The sequence below is a fragment of the Streptomyces recifensis genome (genome assembly GCF_002154615.1).
Lineage (GTDB): Bacteria > Actinomycetota > Actinomycetes > Streptomycetales > Streptomycetaceae > Streptomyces > Streptomyces griseoluteus.
Genome location: NZ_MUNH01000570.1, coordinates 1 through 15,636, shown reverse-complemented (window position 1 = coordinate 15,636; position 15,636 = coordinate 1). Strand labels below are relative to the sequence as shown.

The window sequence follows — 15,636 nt, the reverse complement described above, 5'->3', positions numbered from 1 at the left end:
GCCCTTGAGCAGCGAGGCGATGTGCGGGACCTCGCCCGCGTGCACCCAGCGCACCGCGCGCTCCAGCCGGTCCTCGCCCGCCACCACCTCCGGCAGCCCGCCGCGCAGCCCGGGCAGCTCCAGCGCCCGCCGCACGGTGATCCCGCCACCCTCTGTGCTCATGCGCGGGACGCTACCCCCCTGACCTCGTACGGAACAGCCGGAGCGGTACGGCTACAGCGGCCGGATGTTGTGGTTGAAGCGGAAGACGTTGTCCGGGTCGTAGGCCCGCTTCACCTTCTCCAGCCGGAGCACGTTGCCCACGCCCAGCCCCGCGCCGACCCGCTCGGCACCCTCGTCGCCGATGAAGTTCAGGTACACGTCGCCGGTGCTCCACGGCTCGACCCCGGAGCGCACCTCCCGCACCCAGGAGACGGCACGCTCGTCGTCGGCCGGGTCCGCCCAGATGGCGAAGGGATGCGCCGACCAGGGGGCGTCCCGGTAGGGGACCGGGTAGTCGTGCGGACCGGACGCCAGGGCGCCGCCCTGCGGGAAGAGGATGTGTTTGCTGCCGGTCGGTAGCGGCATCCGTTCCGCGAGCGAGCAGTAGACGTCCACCAGATCGTCCGGCAGCCCGGTCAGATACTCGGCCGACCAGTGGTTCCGCAGGCCGGCCGGCTCGTCGATCATGCACTGCACGTCCGCGTACGGCAGCTCGGCGACCAGCCCGCCCGCCACCGGCAGCGCCAGCAGCGGCCCGATCAGGCCGCGCAGCGCCTCCACGCCGCCCGCGTACGTCACCAGCGCCCCGCACACCAGGTGCCCCACCAGCTCCTCGGGGACGAACTCCTCGGGCGGGCCGGTGATGTACAGCAGCGCCCCGCTCAGCCGGTCCGGGCCGGCGTCGATCGCCTCGCGGAAGGCGCGCACCGCCCGGGGACCGTGCTCAGGGAGGTACAGCAGCAGGGCGACCGCGAACTCGGGCAGCTCGTGCAGGCCCAGGGTGAGCGCGGTGGCCACGCCGAAGTTGCCGCCCCCGCCGTGCAGGGCCCAGAACAGCTCGGGGTGCTCCTCGGGGCCGGCCCGCACCTGCTCGGCGTCGGCCGTCACCAGCTCCACGCCCCGGAGGTTGTCCACGGCGAGACCGAAGGCACGGTCCAGCCAGCCGGTGCCGCCGCCGAGCACGAACCCGCCGACCCCGGTGGTGGAGGCCCGGCCGCCGGTGGTGGCCAGCCCGTACGGCCGGCAGGCCCGGTCCAGGTGGCTCATGGTGGCCCCGCCCTCGATCCGTACAGTGCGGGCCTCGGGGTCGACACTCACGCCGTGCATCCGGCGCAGGTCCACCACCACCGCGCCGTCGCCCAGGGCGTTGCCCGCGACGCTGTGCCCGCCGCCGCGCACGGCGACGGGCAGATCCAGGTCACGGGCGAAGCGGACCGTGCGCACCACGTCGGCGGCGTCCGCGCACTGGGCGATCACGGACGGCCGCCGGTCGATCATCGCGTTGAAGACGGCACGGGCCTCGTCGTATCCCGCGTCGCCCGGCACGACCACCTCGCCGGTCAGCTCCTCACGCAGCGCGGTGAGCGCCGCGCCCGCCTTCGAGAGGGAAGCCATGGCCGCCCCCTTCCGCATCGGGAGTGGTCCGCTTCCCACCCTAGGCGGGTTCAGCCCCCGTACGCCCCGGAGGCCGTCAGCCGCAGGGCGGTGTCGATCAGGGGGACGTGGCTGAACGCCTGCGGGAAGTTGCCGACCTGGCGCTGGAGGCGGGGGTCCCACTCCTCGGCGAGGAGACCGAGGTCGTTGCGCAGGTCGAGCAGCTTCTCGAACAGCTTGCGGGCCTCGTCCACCCGGCCGATCATCGCCAGGTCGTCCGCCATCCAGAACGAGCAGGCCAGGAAGGCGCCCTCGTCACCGGGGAGGCCGTCCACACCCGCGTCCTCGCCGTCGGTCGGGTAGCGCAGGATGAACCCGTCGGAGGTGGACAGCTCGCGCTGGATCGCCTCGATGGTGCCGATGACCCGCTTGTCGTCCGGCGGCAGGAAGCCCATCTGCGGGATCAGCAGCAGGGAGGCGTCCAGTTCCTTGGAGCCGTAGTACTGGGTGAAGGTGTTGCGCTCCGGGTCGTAGCCCTTCTCGCAGACCTCGCGGTGGATGTCGTCGCGCAGTTCCTTCCAGCGCTCCAGCGGGCCCTCCGCGTCCCCGGACTCGATCAGCTTGATCGTGCGGTCCACGGCGACCCAGGCCATCACCTTGGAGTGCACGAACTGGCGGCGCGGCCCGCGCACCTCCCAGATGCCCTCGTCCGGCTCCTGCCAGTGGTCCTCGAGGTAGCGGATCAGCTTGAGCTGGAGCACCGAGGCGTAGTCGTTGCGGGCGAGCCCCGTCATGTGGCCCAGGTGGAGCGCCTCGATGACCTCGCCGTACACGTCGAGCTGGAGCTGGTCGGCGGCGCCGTTGCCGACCCGGACCGGGCGGGAGTGCTCGTATCCCGGCAGCCAGTCCAGCTCGGCCTCGCCCAGCTCACGCTCACCGGCGATGCCGTACATGATCTGGAGGTTCTCCGGGTCGCCCGCGACCGCCCGCAGCAGCCACTCGCGCCAGGCGCGGGCCTCGTCGCGGTAGCCGGTGCGCAGCAGCGAGGACAGGGTGATCGCGGCGTCCCGCAGCCAGGTGTAGCGGTAGTCCCAGTTGCGCACGCCCCCGACGTCCTCCGGCAGGGAGGTGGTCGGCGCGGCCACGATGCCGCCAGTGGGGGCGTAGGTGAGCGCCTTCAGCGTGATCAGCGAACGGATCACGGCCTCACGGTAGGGGCCGTGGTACGTGCACTGCTCGACCCAGTCGCGCCAGAACTCCTCCGTCGCCCGGAGCGCCTGCTCCGGCTCGGGCAGCGGCGGCGCCTCCTTGTGCGAGGGCTGCCAGGAGATGGTGAACGCCACCCGCTCACCGGCGGAGACGGTGAAGTCGGAGTACGTCGTCAGGTCCTTGCCGTAGGTGTCCGCCTCGGTGTCGAACCACACCGAGTCGGGACCCGCGACGGCGACCGTCCGGTTGTCGTACTTGTGCACCCACGGCACCACACGGCCGTAGGAGAACCGCATGCGCAGCTCCGAGCGCATCGGCACCTCGCCGCTGAGCCCCTCCACGATCCGGATGAGCTGCGGGGCGCCGTCACGCGGGGGCATGAAATCCGTCACCCGCACGGTGCCGCGGGGGGTGTCCCACTCCGACTCCAGGATCAGCGAGTCGCCCCGGTAGCTCCGCCGGGCCGCCGTGGGCGGGGGCGAGTCCGCCGCGTACGCCGGGCCGAGCCGCCAGAAACCGTGCTCCTCGGTGCCGAGCAGGCCGGCGAAGATGGCGTGCGAGTCGAAGCGTGGCAGGCACAGCCAGTCCACCGTGCCGTCCCGGCAGACCAGGGCAGCGGTCTGCATGTCTCCGATGAGTGCGTAATCTTCGATGCGCCCGGCCACGTGCAACTCCAGTCGAACGGCCACGTCACCCCCGCACGAGGGGGCAGTCGCTTGGTGCGGTCAAGGGGTGGTTGTCATACGTTGAGCGGTGAAGCAAAGCAGCCCGCCGAGCCCTGAGGCAAAACGGCGGTCCATGCTCAACGAACTGCCGCGCTCTCCATGTTCCACATGCCAGTGGCGGGGATGCTGGAGGCGGGGGTGTGCCGTCATCCCGGCCGCGCTCGGCAGCGAGTGTCCGAGCAGGATACGACGCACCCGGATGATCCGCGCGCCGCTCGGGGCAACCCGTATGGGCCGAGCGAGTGACTGCGGGGTGAGAACCTCGTGACGGCCGCCCGCGTGTCCGGTGCCTGGTCACACCAGCCCTCCCGGCCGTGTGCGGAGCGTGGCCGGACGCCGACTCCTCCAGGCGCTGATACCCTGGTAGCCCGTGGACCGGTGGGCCCCAAAACCCCCGAACCGCAGCGACGACGCCACCGCGAGGAACACCAGATTCTCCGGGCCGGCGACCGCACCGCATCACAGACAGCGACCACGGGAGCCCCCTCTTGGCCATGCCGCCGAAATCTACGACGACCAAGCACATCTTCGTCACCGGGGGTGTCGCCTCCTCGCTCGGCAAGGGCCTCACCGCCTCCAGCCTGGGCATGCTGCTCAAGGCTCGCGGCCTGCGCGTCGTGATGCAGAAGCTCGACCCGTACCTGAACGTCGACCCCGGCACGATGAACCCCTTCCAGCACGGTGAGGTGTTCGTCACCAACGACGGCGCCGAGACCGACCTGGACATCGGCCACTACGAGCGCTTCCTCGACCGTGACCTCGACGGCTCGGCCAACGTCACCACCGGCCAGGTCTACTCCACCGTGATCGCCAAGGAGCGGCGCGGCGAGTACCTGGGCGACACCGTGCAGGTCATCCCGCACATCACCAACGAGATCAAGCACCGCATCCGGCGCATGGCCACCGACGAGGTGGACGTCGTCATCACCGAGGTCGGCGGCACCGTGGGCGACATCGAGTCGCTGCCGTTCCTGGAGACCGTCCGCCAGGTCCGCCACGAGGTCGGCCGGGACAACGTCTTCGTCGTCCACATCTCGCTGCTGCCCTACATCGGTCCCTCCGGCGAGCTGAAGACCAAGCCGACCCAGCACTCCGTCGCCGCGCTGCGCAACATCGGCATCCAGCCCGACGCGATCGTGCTGCGCTGCGACCGCGAGGTCCCCACCGCCATCAAGCGCAAGATCTCGCTGATGTGCGACGTGGACGAGGACGCCGTCGTGGCCTGTCCCGACGCCCGCTCCATCTACGACATCCCGAAGACCATCCACGGCGAGGGCCTGGACGCCTACGTGGTCCGCAAGCTGGACCTGCCCTTCCGGGACGTGGACTGGACCACCTGGGACGACCTGCTGGACCGTGTGCACAAGCCGGACCACGAGATCACCCTCGCCCTGGTCGGCAAGTACATCGACCTGCCCGACGCCTATCTGTCGGTCACCGAGGCGCTGCGCGCCGGCGGCTTCGCCAACCGCGCCCGCGTCAAGATCAAGTGGGTCACCTCCGACGACTGCAAGACCCCGGCCGGTGCCGCCGCCGCCCTCGGCGACGTGGACGGCATCTGCATCCCCGGCGGCTTCGGCGACCGCGGTGTGCTCGGCAAGGTCGGCGCCATCCGCTACGCCCGCGAGAACAAGATCCCGCTGCTCGGCCTCTGCCTGGGCCTGCAGTGCATCGTGGTCGAGGCCGCGCGGAACCTGGCGGACATCCCGGACGCCAACTCCACCGAGTTCGACCCGGCCACCTCCCACCCGGTCATCTCCACCATGGCCGAGCAGATGGACATCGTCGCCGGTGAGGGTGACATGGGCGGCACCATGCGGCTCGGCATGTACCCGGCCAAGCTGGCCGAGGGCTCCATCGTCCGCGAGGTCTACGACGGCAAGGAGTACGTCGAGGAGCGGCACCGCCACCGCTACGAGGTCAACAACTCCTACCGCGCCGAGCTGGAGAAGAAGGCGGGCATCGTCTTCTCGGGCACCTCGCCCGACGGCAAGCTCGTCGAGTACGTGGAGTACCCGCGTGAGGTCCACCCCTATCTCGTCGCCACCCAGGCGCACCCCGAGCTGCGCTCGCGGCCGACCCGGCCGCACCCGCTGTTTGCGGGCCTGGTGAAGGCTTCCGTCGAGCGCAAGACGGCGGGCAAGCCGAAGAACTCCAAGTAACACACCAGTTGTTACGGTGGCCGGGGTGCGAACCTTCAAAGGGTGCGCACCCCGGTTTTCTTTTGCGCACGTGGAGGTACAGGGCATGACCATCAAGGACACCCCCGAGGAGTGGGAGATCCGCGACAGCGCGACCCCGTTCAGGGGCAACAAGACCGCCGTCCGCACGGACGACGTGGTCATGCCCGACGGCTCGGTGGTCCGCCGCGACTACCAGGTCCACCCCGGCTCGGTCGCCGTCCTCGCCCTGGACGAGGAGGACCGGGTCCTGCTCATCAGCCAGTACCGCCACCCCGTACGCCACAAGCTCTGGGAGATCCCGGCCGGGCTGCTCGACGTGCCCGGCGAGAACCCGCTGCACGCCGCCCAGCGCGAGCTGTACGAGGAGGCGCACGTCAAGGCCGAGGACTGGCGGGTGCTGACCGACGTCTACACCAGCCCCGGCGGCTGCGACGAGGCGGTGCGGATCTTCCTCGCCCGCGACATCTCCGAGGCCCAGGGCGAGCGCTTCGTCCCGGAGCACGAGGAGACGGACATGGAACACGCGCGCGTGCCCCTGGACGAGCTGGTGCGGCTGGTGCTGGCCGGGGACCTGCACAACAACTGCCTGGTCGTCGGCGTCCTGTCGCTGGCCGCCGCCCGCGCCGGGGACGGGCTGGACAGCCTGCGCCCGGCCGACGCGCCGTGGCCGGCGCGGCCCTTCGCGTCCTGACCTCCTGCTGAATCCGGCCAAGATCCACCGCAGTGCCCCAGCAGCACTCCAATGGTGTGACCATCGCCTGATCCGATCGGGGGACCCGTCCGCCGCGCTCCACCGGGGACGTCGCAGAGCGTGAACTAGGCTCTGGAAAACGCCCGCACCGGAAGAACCGGCGGGCTTTGCGCGTGCGGTGGGACGGGAGCGTGGCCCGTGACGGATCAGGCGGTGGACCAGGATGAGGCGCGGCTGTCGGAGCCGCCGGCCCCGGAGGGTCATTTCCTCGGGCGCACACGGGAGTTGAAGGAGCTCAGGGCCGACATCGAGCGCACCGGCCTGGACACCCTCGCCGGCCGCAAGGCACCCCGCGCCCGGGTCCTCCTCATCGCCGGGCGCCCCGGCTCCGGCCGGACCGCGCTCGCCGAGGAGTTCGTCCGCCAGGTCGCGCAGCGTTACCCCGACGGAGTGTTCCGGACCCGTCTCGGTGACCCGGACGGCACCCCCGTACCCGTGGAACGCGCCGCCCGCGAGCTGCTCGGCGCGCTCGGTGCCCCGGCCCCCGCCGGCGCCGCCGAGGACGAGCTGACCGAGGCGTTGCGCACCGCCCTCGCCGACCGGCGCGCCCTGCTCCTGCTGGACGACGCAGGCGGGGCCGAACAGGTCGACGCCCTCATCCCGGACGCCCCCGACTGCCTGGTGGTCGCCGTCTCCCGCGGCCCCCTCACCGGGATCTCCGACGTCCGCCCCTGCACCCTGGGGGGCCTGGACACCAAGTCGGCGGTGGAACTGCTCACCCGGTACACCGGCTCGGTCCGCGTCACCGTCGATCCGCGCTCCGCCGAGAGCCTCGCCGAGATCTGCGAGGGACAGCCCGCCGCCCTCACCCTGGCCGGCGGCTGGCTCGCCGCCCGCCCCCAGACGGCCGTCTCCGACCTGGCCAAGCGGCTGCACAGCGACCCCGACGAGGCCCCCACCCTGGCCCGCCTCCTCCGGCTCGTCCACGACGGACTGCCCGCCGCAACCGCCCGGACCCTGCGCCTGCTCTCCCAGGCCCCGGCCGGCACCGTCGACGCGCAGTCCGCCTCCGCACTGGCCGGCTGCTCGGTCAAGACCGCGCAGACCGTACTGCGGGAACTCGCCGCCCTCGGCCTGCTCCGCCCGGCCGCCGGCCCACTGCCCGAGTACGACATCCCCGGCTGCCTGCACCCCCTGCTGCGCGCGCTCGCCGAGGCGGGCGAGCGCCCCGCCGAACTCCAGTTGGCCCGCGCCCGGCTGCTGGAGCGGGACGTACGCCTCCTTCAGTCCTGCCGCGCCGCCACCGAGACCGACAGCCCCCAGGCCCAGGAGAAGCTCCAGGCGATCCCGGCGCCGCTGCGCTTCCCGACCCCCGCCGCGGCCGCCGCCTGGCTCACCGCCCGGCGCCCGGCACTGCTGGCCGCCGCCCGGCTCGCGGTGGCCGACGGCGAGCTGGACACCCTGGCCCGCCGTCTGATGTCCCAGCTCGTGCGCGCCATGGTCGCCCACTTCGGCACCCGGGCCGCCGCCCCCGACCTGTACGGCATCCACGGCCTGGTCCTCGATGTCGCCGACCGGCGCGGACTGCCCCGCGAGAAGGCCGCCGCCCTGCTGAACCTCGGCGACGTGGACGCCCAGACCGGCCGTACCCGCGCCGCGCTGGCCCGCTACCGCGCCGCGCTGGACGCCGGACGGGAGGCGAACGACCCCTACGCCACCGGCCGCGCGATGGAATCCGTAGGCGGCGCCCACCAGGAGCTGGGCGACCACGACCGGGCCGCGGACTGGTTCGGCCGCGCCCTCTCCCAGCGCCTCGCCCGCGGCGAGCGCGCCGAGGCCGCCCGGCTCTACGGCCGTATCGCCACCGCCCACACCTACGCGGGCCGGTACGGCGAGGCGCAGCGCAACTGGCGGGCGGCGCTCGCCGGGTACCGCAAGGAGGGCGACATCGCGGCCCACGCCCGCGCCCTGAGCGAGCTGGCCCGTGTCCAGGAGTACGCCGGGCGGCCCGAGGAGTGCCTGCGCACCTGCCAGGAGGCGGTGGAGTGGGCACGGCGCGCGGAGGACGCCCGGCTGCTGGCCGCGTTGCAGTTGCGGCTGGCCGACACCCTGGACCGGCTCGGCGACCTCACGGCCGCCCGACTGCACCGCGCGGCGGCCGAGCGCATGCTGGAAGAGGAGGCGGCCACCGGGACCGCCGCCCACGGAGAGCCAGGGGAATCGAACCCCCACCCCGCGGGTGCCTGCGAAATCCGTAGTGCATCCAATGAAGATTGATGCAATGGAAGGCTAGACACGCGGAACGCCTTCATTAGACTGGCTCTGCCGCACGTTCTCCTGCGGTGTCTCCCGGTGTGCCCCGGCACGCCCGGGTATGTCTTTCAGCGCACCCCCCATACCCCCTGAGCCAAGGACCGTGATCGACGTGAAGGTCGGCATCCCCCGCGAGGTCAAGAACAACGAGTTCCGGGTGGCCATCACCCCGGCCGGCGTGCACGAGCTGGTGCGTAACGGCCACCAGGTCGTCATCGAGCGGGGCGCCGGCCTCGGCTCCTCGATCACGGACGAGGAGTACATCGCCGCCGGCGCCGGCATCCTCGACTCCGCCGACCAGGTGTGGGCCGACGCCGACCTGGTGCTGAAGGTCAAGGAGCCGGTCGCGGAGGAGTACCACCGCCTGCGCAAGGACCAGATCCTCTTCACCTACCTGCACCTGGCCGCCTCCCGCGAGTGCACCGACGCGCTGCTGGAGTCCGGCACCACGGCGATCGCGTACGAGACCGTCGAGCTGGCGAACCGCGCGCTGCCGCTGCTCGCCCCGATGTCCGAGGTCGCGGGCCGGCTCGCCCCGCAGGTCGGCGCCTACCACCTGATGCGCCCGGCCGGCGGCCGCGGTGTGCTCCCCGGCGGCGTGCCGGGCGTGACCCCGGCCAAGGCCGTCGTCATCGGCGGCGGTGTCTCCGGCTGGAACGCCACCCAGATCGCCGTCGGCATGGGCTTCGAGGTCACCCTGCTGGACCGTGACATCAACAAGCTGCGCGAGGCCGACCGGATCTTCGGGAGCAAGGTCAAGGCGATCATGTCCAACGCCTTCGAGCTGGAGAAGGCCGTCCTCGACGCGGACCTCGTCATCGGTGCCGTCCTCATCCCGGGCGCCAAGGCCCCGAAGCTGGTCACCAACGAGCTGGTGTCGCGGATGAAGCCCGGAAGTGTCCTTGTCGACATCGCCATCGACCAGGGCGGCTGCTTCGAGGACTCCCGTCCCACCACGCACGCCGAGCCGACCTTCCGGGTGCACAACTCGGTCTTCTACTGCGTCGCCAACATGCCCGGCGCGGTGCCCAACACCTCCACCAACGCGCTCACCAACGCCACGCTCCCGTACATCGTCTCGCTCGCCAACAACGGCTGGGTCGAGGCGCTGCGCCGGGACGAGGCGCTCGCCCGCGGCCTCAACACCCATGACGGCAAGGTCGTCTACAAGGAGGTCGCCGAGGCACACGGCCTGGAGCACGTGGCGATCGAGACCCTGATCGGCTGACCTCCAGGCGACGGCGAAGCACCAAGTCGCCCGCGTGGAAAAGGCGATTCGTCAACATGGATCGTCAACACCGCGAACCCGGCCGGACCTTGCCCGACAAGGTCCGGCCGGATGTGTGTATGGTCACTTTGCGACGCTAGGTCAACTCGCCTCGAACGTAACGCTTGGACCGATTCGCACACCGGTGAAACCTGCTGTGCGACGGCTGTACGCCCTTGACAGCGGGATGTTTCATTGTCGACACATCGTGCCGGGTCCGGCGGATTGTGTTGCTGCGGACCGCCGACACGCCATAGAGTCGCCAACCGTCGGCATGGTGCCACGCTGACCTTGTCTAGAAGTTTCCTGGTCACCAAGGAGGTAAGACGACTTGTGAATGAGTCGACATTTTCTCCCGGAGGTGGTCGACCAGGATTGCGCGGAGAGGGCCAGGGTCCCGAGGGGCACGAGGCCGTCGGCTCCGTCGCGGTGCGCACCTTCGCAGCCCACCAGAGTCCGGTACCGCAGACGGCCCGGAGAGCACACCAGAGCATGGATGGCCAACACGTGAACGCCATGGCCGGCGACGGAAGTGGCGCGCCCCGCAACCACTTCGCCGACTACGACGAACTGCCCGAGGGGCACTTCTACGACCCCGACGCCGAGTACGAGCCCGATCCGGAGTACGCGGCCACCCTCGCGCCCGACGCGGCCCGCCAGCGCCGTGAGCGCGTCGGCCCGACCGGGCGCCCGCTGCCGTACTTCCCGATCCCGGGCCCGCTGACCGACCACGGCCCCGCGAAGATCATCGCCATGTGCAACCAGAAGGGCGGCGTCGGCAAGACCACGTCGACCATCAACCTGGGCGCGGCGCTCGCGGAGTACGGACGGCGCGTGCTGCTCGTGGACTTCGACCCGCAGGGCGCGCTATCGGTGGGTCTCGGCGTCAACCCGATGGAGCTGGACCTCACCGTCTACAACCTGCTCATGGAGCGGGGCATGTCGGCCGACGAGGTGCTGCTGAAGACGGCGGTCCCGAACATGGACCTGCTGCCCTCCAACATCGACCTGTCGGCCGCCGAGGTCCAGCTGGTCTCCGAGGTCGCGCGCGAGTCCACGCTCCAGCGCGCCCTGAAGCCGCTGATGGACGACTACGACTACATCGTGATCGACTGTCAGCCCTCGCTGGGCCTGCTCACCGTCAACGCGCTGACCGCCGCGCACAAGGTGATCGTGCCGCTGGAGTGCGAGTTCTTCGCGCTGCGCGGTGTGGCCCTGCTGACCGAGACCATCGAGAAGGTCCAGGAGCGGCTCAACCCTGAGCTGGAGCTGGACGGCATCCTGGCCACGATGTACGACTCGCGCACCGTGCACAGCCGCGAGGTGCTGGCGCGGGTGGTCGAGGCGTTCGACGACCACGTCTACCACACGGTCATCGGGCGTACGGTCCGCTTCCCGGAGACCACGGTCGCCGGTGAGCCCATCACCACGTACGCCTCCAACTCCGTCGGTGCCGCCGCCTACCGTCAGCTCGCCAGGGAGGTGCTCGCCCGGTGTCACGCCGAGTGAGTCTGCCCGGAGCCGACGAACTGTTCCGCACGACAGGGGGGATGGGGCTCCAGTCCTCCTCGCCCCGGCGCGGGCCGGGCCCGGAGGCGCGGGTCCCCGCGCCGGCGGGGGAGAGCGACCCGGCCGCCGTGGCGCAGGACGCGCCGCAGGGGGTGCCCGCGCAGGGCGGTGACGGCGAGGGCGCCGAACACACCGCCGCGGTCGGCCCGGAACCCGACGGGTCCGGCGAGTCCCGTATCCGGCCCGCCCGGCGGCAGAGCGAGCCGGACGGCTCCGGCGAGCAGCCCCGCAAGCGCGGCCGTGCGGCCGCCCGGCGGCCCAGCGGGCGCGAGCGCCACGACGAGAAGATCACCGTCTACGTCTCGGCCGAGGAACTGATGGACCTCGAGCACGCCCGGCTGGTCCTGCGCGGCGAGCACGGCCTCGCCGTCGACCGCGGCCGCATCGTCCGCGAGGCGGTCGCCGTGGTCCTCGCCGACCTGGAGTCCCGCGGGGAAGCCAGCATCCTGGTACGGCGGCTGCGGGGCCGCTAGGGCCTGTCTTCCGGATCTTGCCGGGGTCGCGGGGTCTGGCACGCACATCTGCGGCGTTGTCGTCACTCTCCCCCGAGCTCTCGGCCCCGCTCGAGCAGGGGGGACCCCCACCGCTCCGCGTCGACTCCCTCCTCCGCCTTGCAGCTGCACGCACCAGACCCCGCTCGGGCCAGCCGAAATGGCGCCGTCGGCCCGGGCCGGCCTGATCCGGAAGAAAGGCCCTAGCCCGGCTTCCCACCGCCCGACCGATAGCCTGCGACCCCCATGAACGCGCACCGCACCGCCACGACCGGCCCGAGACGCCCGCTGGGCCGGGGCCCGGACACCGCACCTCCGGACCCGGCCCCGGCGCCCGGGACGCCCGCGCCCGAGGCTTCGGCGCCCGACGGCGTCTTCAAGGTGCGGCTGGACAACTTCGAGGGTCCCTTCGACCTGCTGCTCCAGCTCATCACCAAGCACAAGCTGGACGTCACCGAGATCGCGCTGTCCAGGGTCACCGACGAGTTCATGGCGCACATCCGGGCCATGGGGCCCGACTGGGACCTGGACCGCACCACCGAGTTCCTGGTCGTCGCCGCCACCCTGCTCGACCTCAAGGCCGCCCGGCTGCTGCCCGCCGCCCAGGTCGAGGACGAGGCCGACCTCGCCCTGCTGGAGGCGCGGGACCTGCTCTTCGCCCGGCTCCTGCAGTACCGGGCCTACAAGCGGATCGCGGACCTCTTCAACGAGCGGCTGGACGACGAGGGCCGCCGCTACCCCCGTACCGTCGGCCTGGAGCCGGAGCACGCCGAGCTGCTGCCCGAGGTCGTCATCAGCATCGGACCCGAAGGGTTCGCCCGGCTCGCGGTGAAGGCCATGCAGCCGAAGGCCAGGCCGCAGGTGTACGTCGACCACATCCACGCCCCGCTGGTCAGCGTCCAGGAGCAGGCCCGGGTCGTGGTGGCCCGGCTGCGCGAGGCCGGCGAGGTTGACTTCCAGGAGCTGGTGGCCGACACCGACGACACCCTCACCGTCGTCGCCCGCTTCCTCGCGCTGCTGGAGCTGTACCGGGAGAAGGCGGTCGCCCTGGAGCAGGAGACCGCGCTCGGCACCCTGCTGGTCCGCTGGACCGGCGGGGAGACGGCGGCGCCGGCGGTCACCGACGAGTTCGACCGGCCCGTGAAGCCCGACCAGACCACCGGGGAGCAGAAGACGTGAACCACCAGGCCCCGGACGACCGCGTCGCCGCCCTCGACCTCAAGCCCGCGCTGGAGGCCGTCCTGATGGTCGTGGACGAGCCCGCGACCGAGGAACACCTGGCGCGGGTCCTCCAGCGGCCCCGGCGCCGGATCGCCGAGGCGCTGCGCGAACTGGCCGACGACTACACCGCCCAGGGCCGCGGCTTCGAGCTGCGCTTCGTCGCGGGCGGCTGGCGCTTCTACACCCGCCCCGCCTACGCCCCCGCAGTGGAACGCCTGGCGCTGGAGGGCCAGACGGCCCGGCTCACCCAGGCGGCGCTGGAGACCCTGGCGGTCGTCGCGTACCGCCAGCCGGTCGGCCGCAGCCGGGTCTCCGCCGTACGCGGGGTCAACTGCGACGGGGTGATGCGGACCCTGCTCCAGCGGGGTCTGGTGGCCGAGGCGGGCACGGAACCCGAAACAGGTGCGATCCTGTACGTGACGACGAACTATTTCCTGGAGCGGATGGGCCTGCGCGGCTTGGACGAGCTTCCGGAACTCGCGCCCTTCCTCCCCGAGGCGGAGGCGATCGAGGCGGAGACCCAGGAGGGAGTCCCGTCGTTCGACCCGGACGCGCCCGACGCGGCCGGTGGTCAGGACGCAGACGACTACGACGGAAACCTTGATGCGAAGCAGCGGCAGCGGCAGGAACAGCGGACGCGGTAACCCCCGCGGCAACGACCGGGACGAGCGCAAGGGGCAGGGCCGCCCCAGCAAGCCCCGTCCGGAGGAGCGCCGCTACGACGTCGGACCCGGCGCCACGAAGGACGGCCCGAAGTCCGGCCGTGGCGGCGCGGCGCGCGGCGGCGCCAAGGGCGGCCCCAAGCAGTCCCAGCAGGCGGGGCGCGGCCGCACGGCGCCCGGCCGCTCGCGCGAGTTCGAGACGCGGGCCGAGGAGCGCAACCGGGAGCGGTACGAGGGCAAGAAGGACGTCAAGCTGCCCAAGACCTTCCCCGGCGCCGAGCAGGACGGCGAGCGGCTGCAGAAGGTGCTCGCCCGTGCGGGCTACGGCTCGCGGCGCGCCTGCGAGGAGCTGATCGAGCAGGCCCGCGTCGAGATCAACGGCGAGATCGTGCTGGAGCAGGGCCGCCGGGTCGACCCGGAGAAGGACGAGGTCAAGGTCGACGGCCTGACCGTCGCCACCCAGTCGTACCAGTTCTTCTCGCTGAACAAGCCCGCCGGTGTGGTCTCCACGATGGAGGACCCCGAGGGCCGCCAGTGCCTCGGCGACTACGTCACCAACCGCGAGACCCGGCTCTTCCACGTGGGCCGGCTCGACACGGAGACCGAGGGCGTCATCCTGCTCACCAACCACGGCGAGCTGGCCCACCGTCTCACCCACCCCAAGTACGGCGTGCGCAAGACGTACCTCGCGCACATCGTCGGCCCGATCCCGCGCGACCTGGGCAAGCGGCTGAAGGACGGCATCCAGCTCGAGGACGGCTGGGCCCGCGCGGACCACTTCCGCGTGGTCGAGCAGACCGGCAAGAACTACCTGGTCGAGGTGACCCTGCACGAGGGCCGCAAGCACATCGTGCGCCGCATGCTGGCCGAGGCGGGCTTCCCCGTCGACAAGCTGGTCCGCGTCTCCTTCGGCCCCATCACCCTCGGCGACCAGAAGTCGGGCTGGCTGCGCCGCCTGTCCAACACCGAGGTCGGCATGCTGATGAAGGAAGTCGACCTCTAGGAAGGGGTCTTGCCGCCCGTGACGGTCCGGCTTTATGGTCAACCTGACGATTAGTCGGGTGGCCATGCGGCCGGACCAACGGGGGCCGGGTCATGGGCGCCGGAAGGACGTGACCCATGACCACCACGCCCGCGGGAAAGCGTGCCGCCGCCGGTTCCCTGCTCGGACTCGCCCTCGGTGACGCGCTGGGCTTCCCCACCGAGTTCGACGACGTGCCGTCCATCCTCGCCAAGTGCGGACCCTGGCGGGAGATGGAGCTGCCGGGCCGCGCCTTCGTCTCCGACGACACGCAGATGACCCTCGCGCTCGGACGCGCGCTCCGTACCGCCATGGGCCGGGGGTGGCTCGCGCCGAAGCGGCTGCAGCGGCCGCTGCGCGAGGAGTTCGTCGACTGGTACCAGTCCCCGGAGAACAACCGCGCCCCCGGCCGTACCTGCCTCACCGCCTGCGCCCTGCTGAAGGAGGAGGGGCGGGAGTGGCAGGAGGCCAGTCAGGTCCATTCCAAGGGGTGCGGCGCCAACATGCGGGTCGCCCCGCTCGGCCTCGCTCCCGGCCTGACCGGTGAACAGCGGGCGGGCGCCGCCCAGTTGCAGTCCGGCCCCACCCACGGCCACCCCACCGCGCTGGCCGCCTCCGACCTCACCGCGCACGCGGTGTGTCTGCTGCCCCAGGGCACGGACCCTTCGGGGCTCGTCGGCCGGCTGCGCTCGTACGCACTCGACAACCG

Annotated in this window: 13 protein-coding genes; 10 read left to right on the top strand and 3 right to left on the bottom strand. The window is 71.8% G+C overall.

Features of this window, described 5'->3' with window-relative positions; genetic code table 11:
- From CCN33_RS33685 to CCN33_RS26175, 3 genes are all read right to left on the bottom strand, one after another.
- On the bottom strand, positions 1 to 162 hold a 162-nt coding region (locus CCN33_RS33685; protein ID WP_167387952.1), incomplete at its 3' end, for a PucR family transcriptional regulator ligand-binding domain-containing protein.
- A 51-nt stretch (positions 163 to 213) separates the two neighbouring features.
- A complete protein-coding gene (locus CCN33_RS26180; protein ID WP_086695929.1) occupies positions 214 to 1,596 on the bottom strand; it encodes an FAD-binding oxidoreductase in 1,383 nt (460 codons plus the stop codon).
- Positions 1,597 to 1,646: 50 nt separating this feature from the next.
- Positions 1,647 to 3,449 (bottom strand): glycoside hydrolase family 15 protein, encoded by a 1,803-nt coding sequence (locus CCN33_RS26175; protein ID WP_086695928.1) that lies wholly within the window; start codon positions 3,447 to 3,449, stop codon positions 1,647 to 1,649.
- A gap of 554 nt (positions 3,450 to 4,003) precedes the next feature.
- On the opposite strand from CCN33_RS26175, the gene CCN33_RS26170 reads away from it, so the two are divergent.
- From CCN33_RS26170 to CCN33_RS26125, 10 genes are all read left to right on the top strand, one after another.
- On the top strand, positions 4,004 to 5,671 hold the full coding sequence (locus tag CCN33_RS26170; protein WP_086695927.1) for a CTP synthase: 1,668 nt from the start codon (positions 4,004 to 4,006) through the stop codon (positions 5,669 to 5,671).
- Between the two features lie 85 nt (positions 5,672 to 5,756).
- Positions 5,757 to 6,383, top strand: coding sequence for an NUDIX domain-containing protein (locus tag CCN33_RS26165; protein ID WP_086695926.1), 627 nt, complete (start codon positions 5,757 to 5,759; stop codon positions 6,381 to 6,383).
- A gap of 198 nt (positions 6,384 to 6,581) precedes the next feature.
- On the top strand, positions 6,582 to 8,660 hold the full coding sequence (locus tag CCN33_RS26160) for a tetratricopeptide repeat protein (protein ID WP_086695925.1): 2,079 nt from the start codon (positions 6,582 to 6,584) through the stop codon (positions 8,658 to 8,660).
- 148 nt (positions 8,661 to 8,808) lie between these two features.
- On the top strand, positions 8,809 to 9,924 hold the full coding sequence (ald, locus tag CCN33_RS26155; RefSeq protein ID WP_167387953.1) for an alanine dehydrogenase: 1,116 nt from the start codon (positions 8,809 to 8,811) through the stop codon (positions 9,922 to 9,924).
- Between the two features lie 555 nt (positions 9,925 to 10,479).
- Positions 10,480 to 11,472 carry a ParA family protein gene (locus CCN33_RS26150; protein WP_381072978.1) on the top strand — a complete coding sequence of 331 codons (993 nt, stop codon included), beginning with the start codon at positions 10,480 to 10,482 and terminating at the stop codon, positions 11,470 to 11,472.
- The gene (locus CCN33_RS26145; RefSeq protein ID WP_086695923.1) at positions 11,457 to 12,005 is read left to right on the top strand and encodes a hypothetical protein; all 549 of its coding nucleotides are present in this window, start codon (positions 11,457 to 11,459) and stop codon (positions 12,003 to 12,005) included. Before CCN33_RS26150 ends, CCN33_RS26145 begins: the two co-directional genes overlap by 16 nt.
- Before the next feature lie 264 nt (positions 12,006 to 12,269).
- Positions 12,270 to 13,202, top strand: coding sequence for a segregation and condensation protein A (locus tag CCN33_RS26140; protein WP_086695922.1), 933 nt, complete (start codon positions 12,270 to 12,272; stop codon positions 13,200 to 13,202).
- Between the two features lie 65 nt (positions 13,203 to 13,267).
- Complete coding sequence (gene scpB, locus CCN33_RS26135; protein WP_229918954.1) at positions 13,268 to 13,888, top strand: SMC-Scp complex subunit ScpB; 621 nt, start codon at positions 13,268 to 13,270, stop codon at positions 13,886 to 13,888.
- Positions 13,848 to 14,909 (top strand): pseudouridine synthase, encoded by a 1,062-nt coding sequence (locus CCN33_RS26130; protein ID WP_031183243.1) that lies wholly within the window; start codon positions 13,848 to 13,850, stop codon positions 14,907 to 14,909. Before scpB ends, CCN33_RS26130 begins: the two co-directional genes overlap by 41 nt.
- Before the next feature lie 116 nt (positions 14,910 to 15,025).
- Positions 15,026 to 15,636 (top strand): ADP-ribosylglycohydrolase family protein (locus CCN33_RS26125; protein WP_140394682.1); only part of this gene is annotated, 611 nt, incomplete at its 3' end.

Bases quoted from the DNA above. Each gene is read 5' to 3' on its own strand.
- CCN33_RS26170 (WP_086695927.1), top strand. From the start codon at position 4,004: ATGCCGCCGAAATCTACGACGACCAAGCACATCTTCGTCACCGGGGGT.
- scpB (WP_229918954.1), top strand. From the start codon at position 13,268: ATGGTCGTGGACGAGCCCGCGACCGAGGAACACCTGGCGCGGGTCCTC.
- CCN33_RS26180 (WP_086695929.1), bottom strand. From the start codon at position 1,596: ATGGCTTCCCTCTCGAAGGCGGGCGCGGCGCTCACCGCGCTGCGTGAG.
- CCN33_RS26130 (WP_031183243.1), top strand. From the start codon at position 13,848: ATGCGAAGCAGCGGCAGCGGCAGGAACAGCGGACGCGGTAACCCCCGC.
- CCN33_RS26165 (WP_086695926.1), top strand. From the start codon at position 5,757: ATGACCATCAAGGACACCCCCGAGGAGTGGGAGATCCGCGACAGCGCG.
- CCN33_RS26150 (WP_381072978.1), top strand. From the start codon at position 10,480: ATGGCCGGCGACGGAAGTGGCGCGCCCCGCAACCACTTCGCCGACTAC.
- CCN33_RS26140 (WP_086695922.1), top strand. From the start codon at position 12,270: ATGAACGCGCACCGCACCGCCACGACCGGCCCGAGACGCCCGCTGGGC.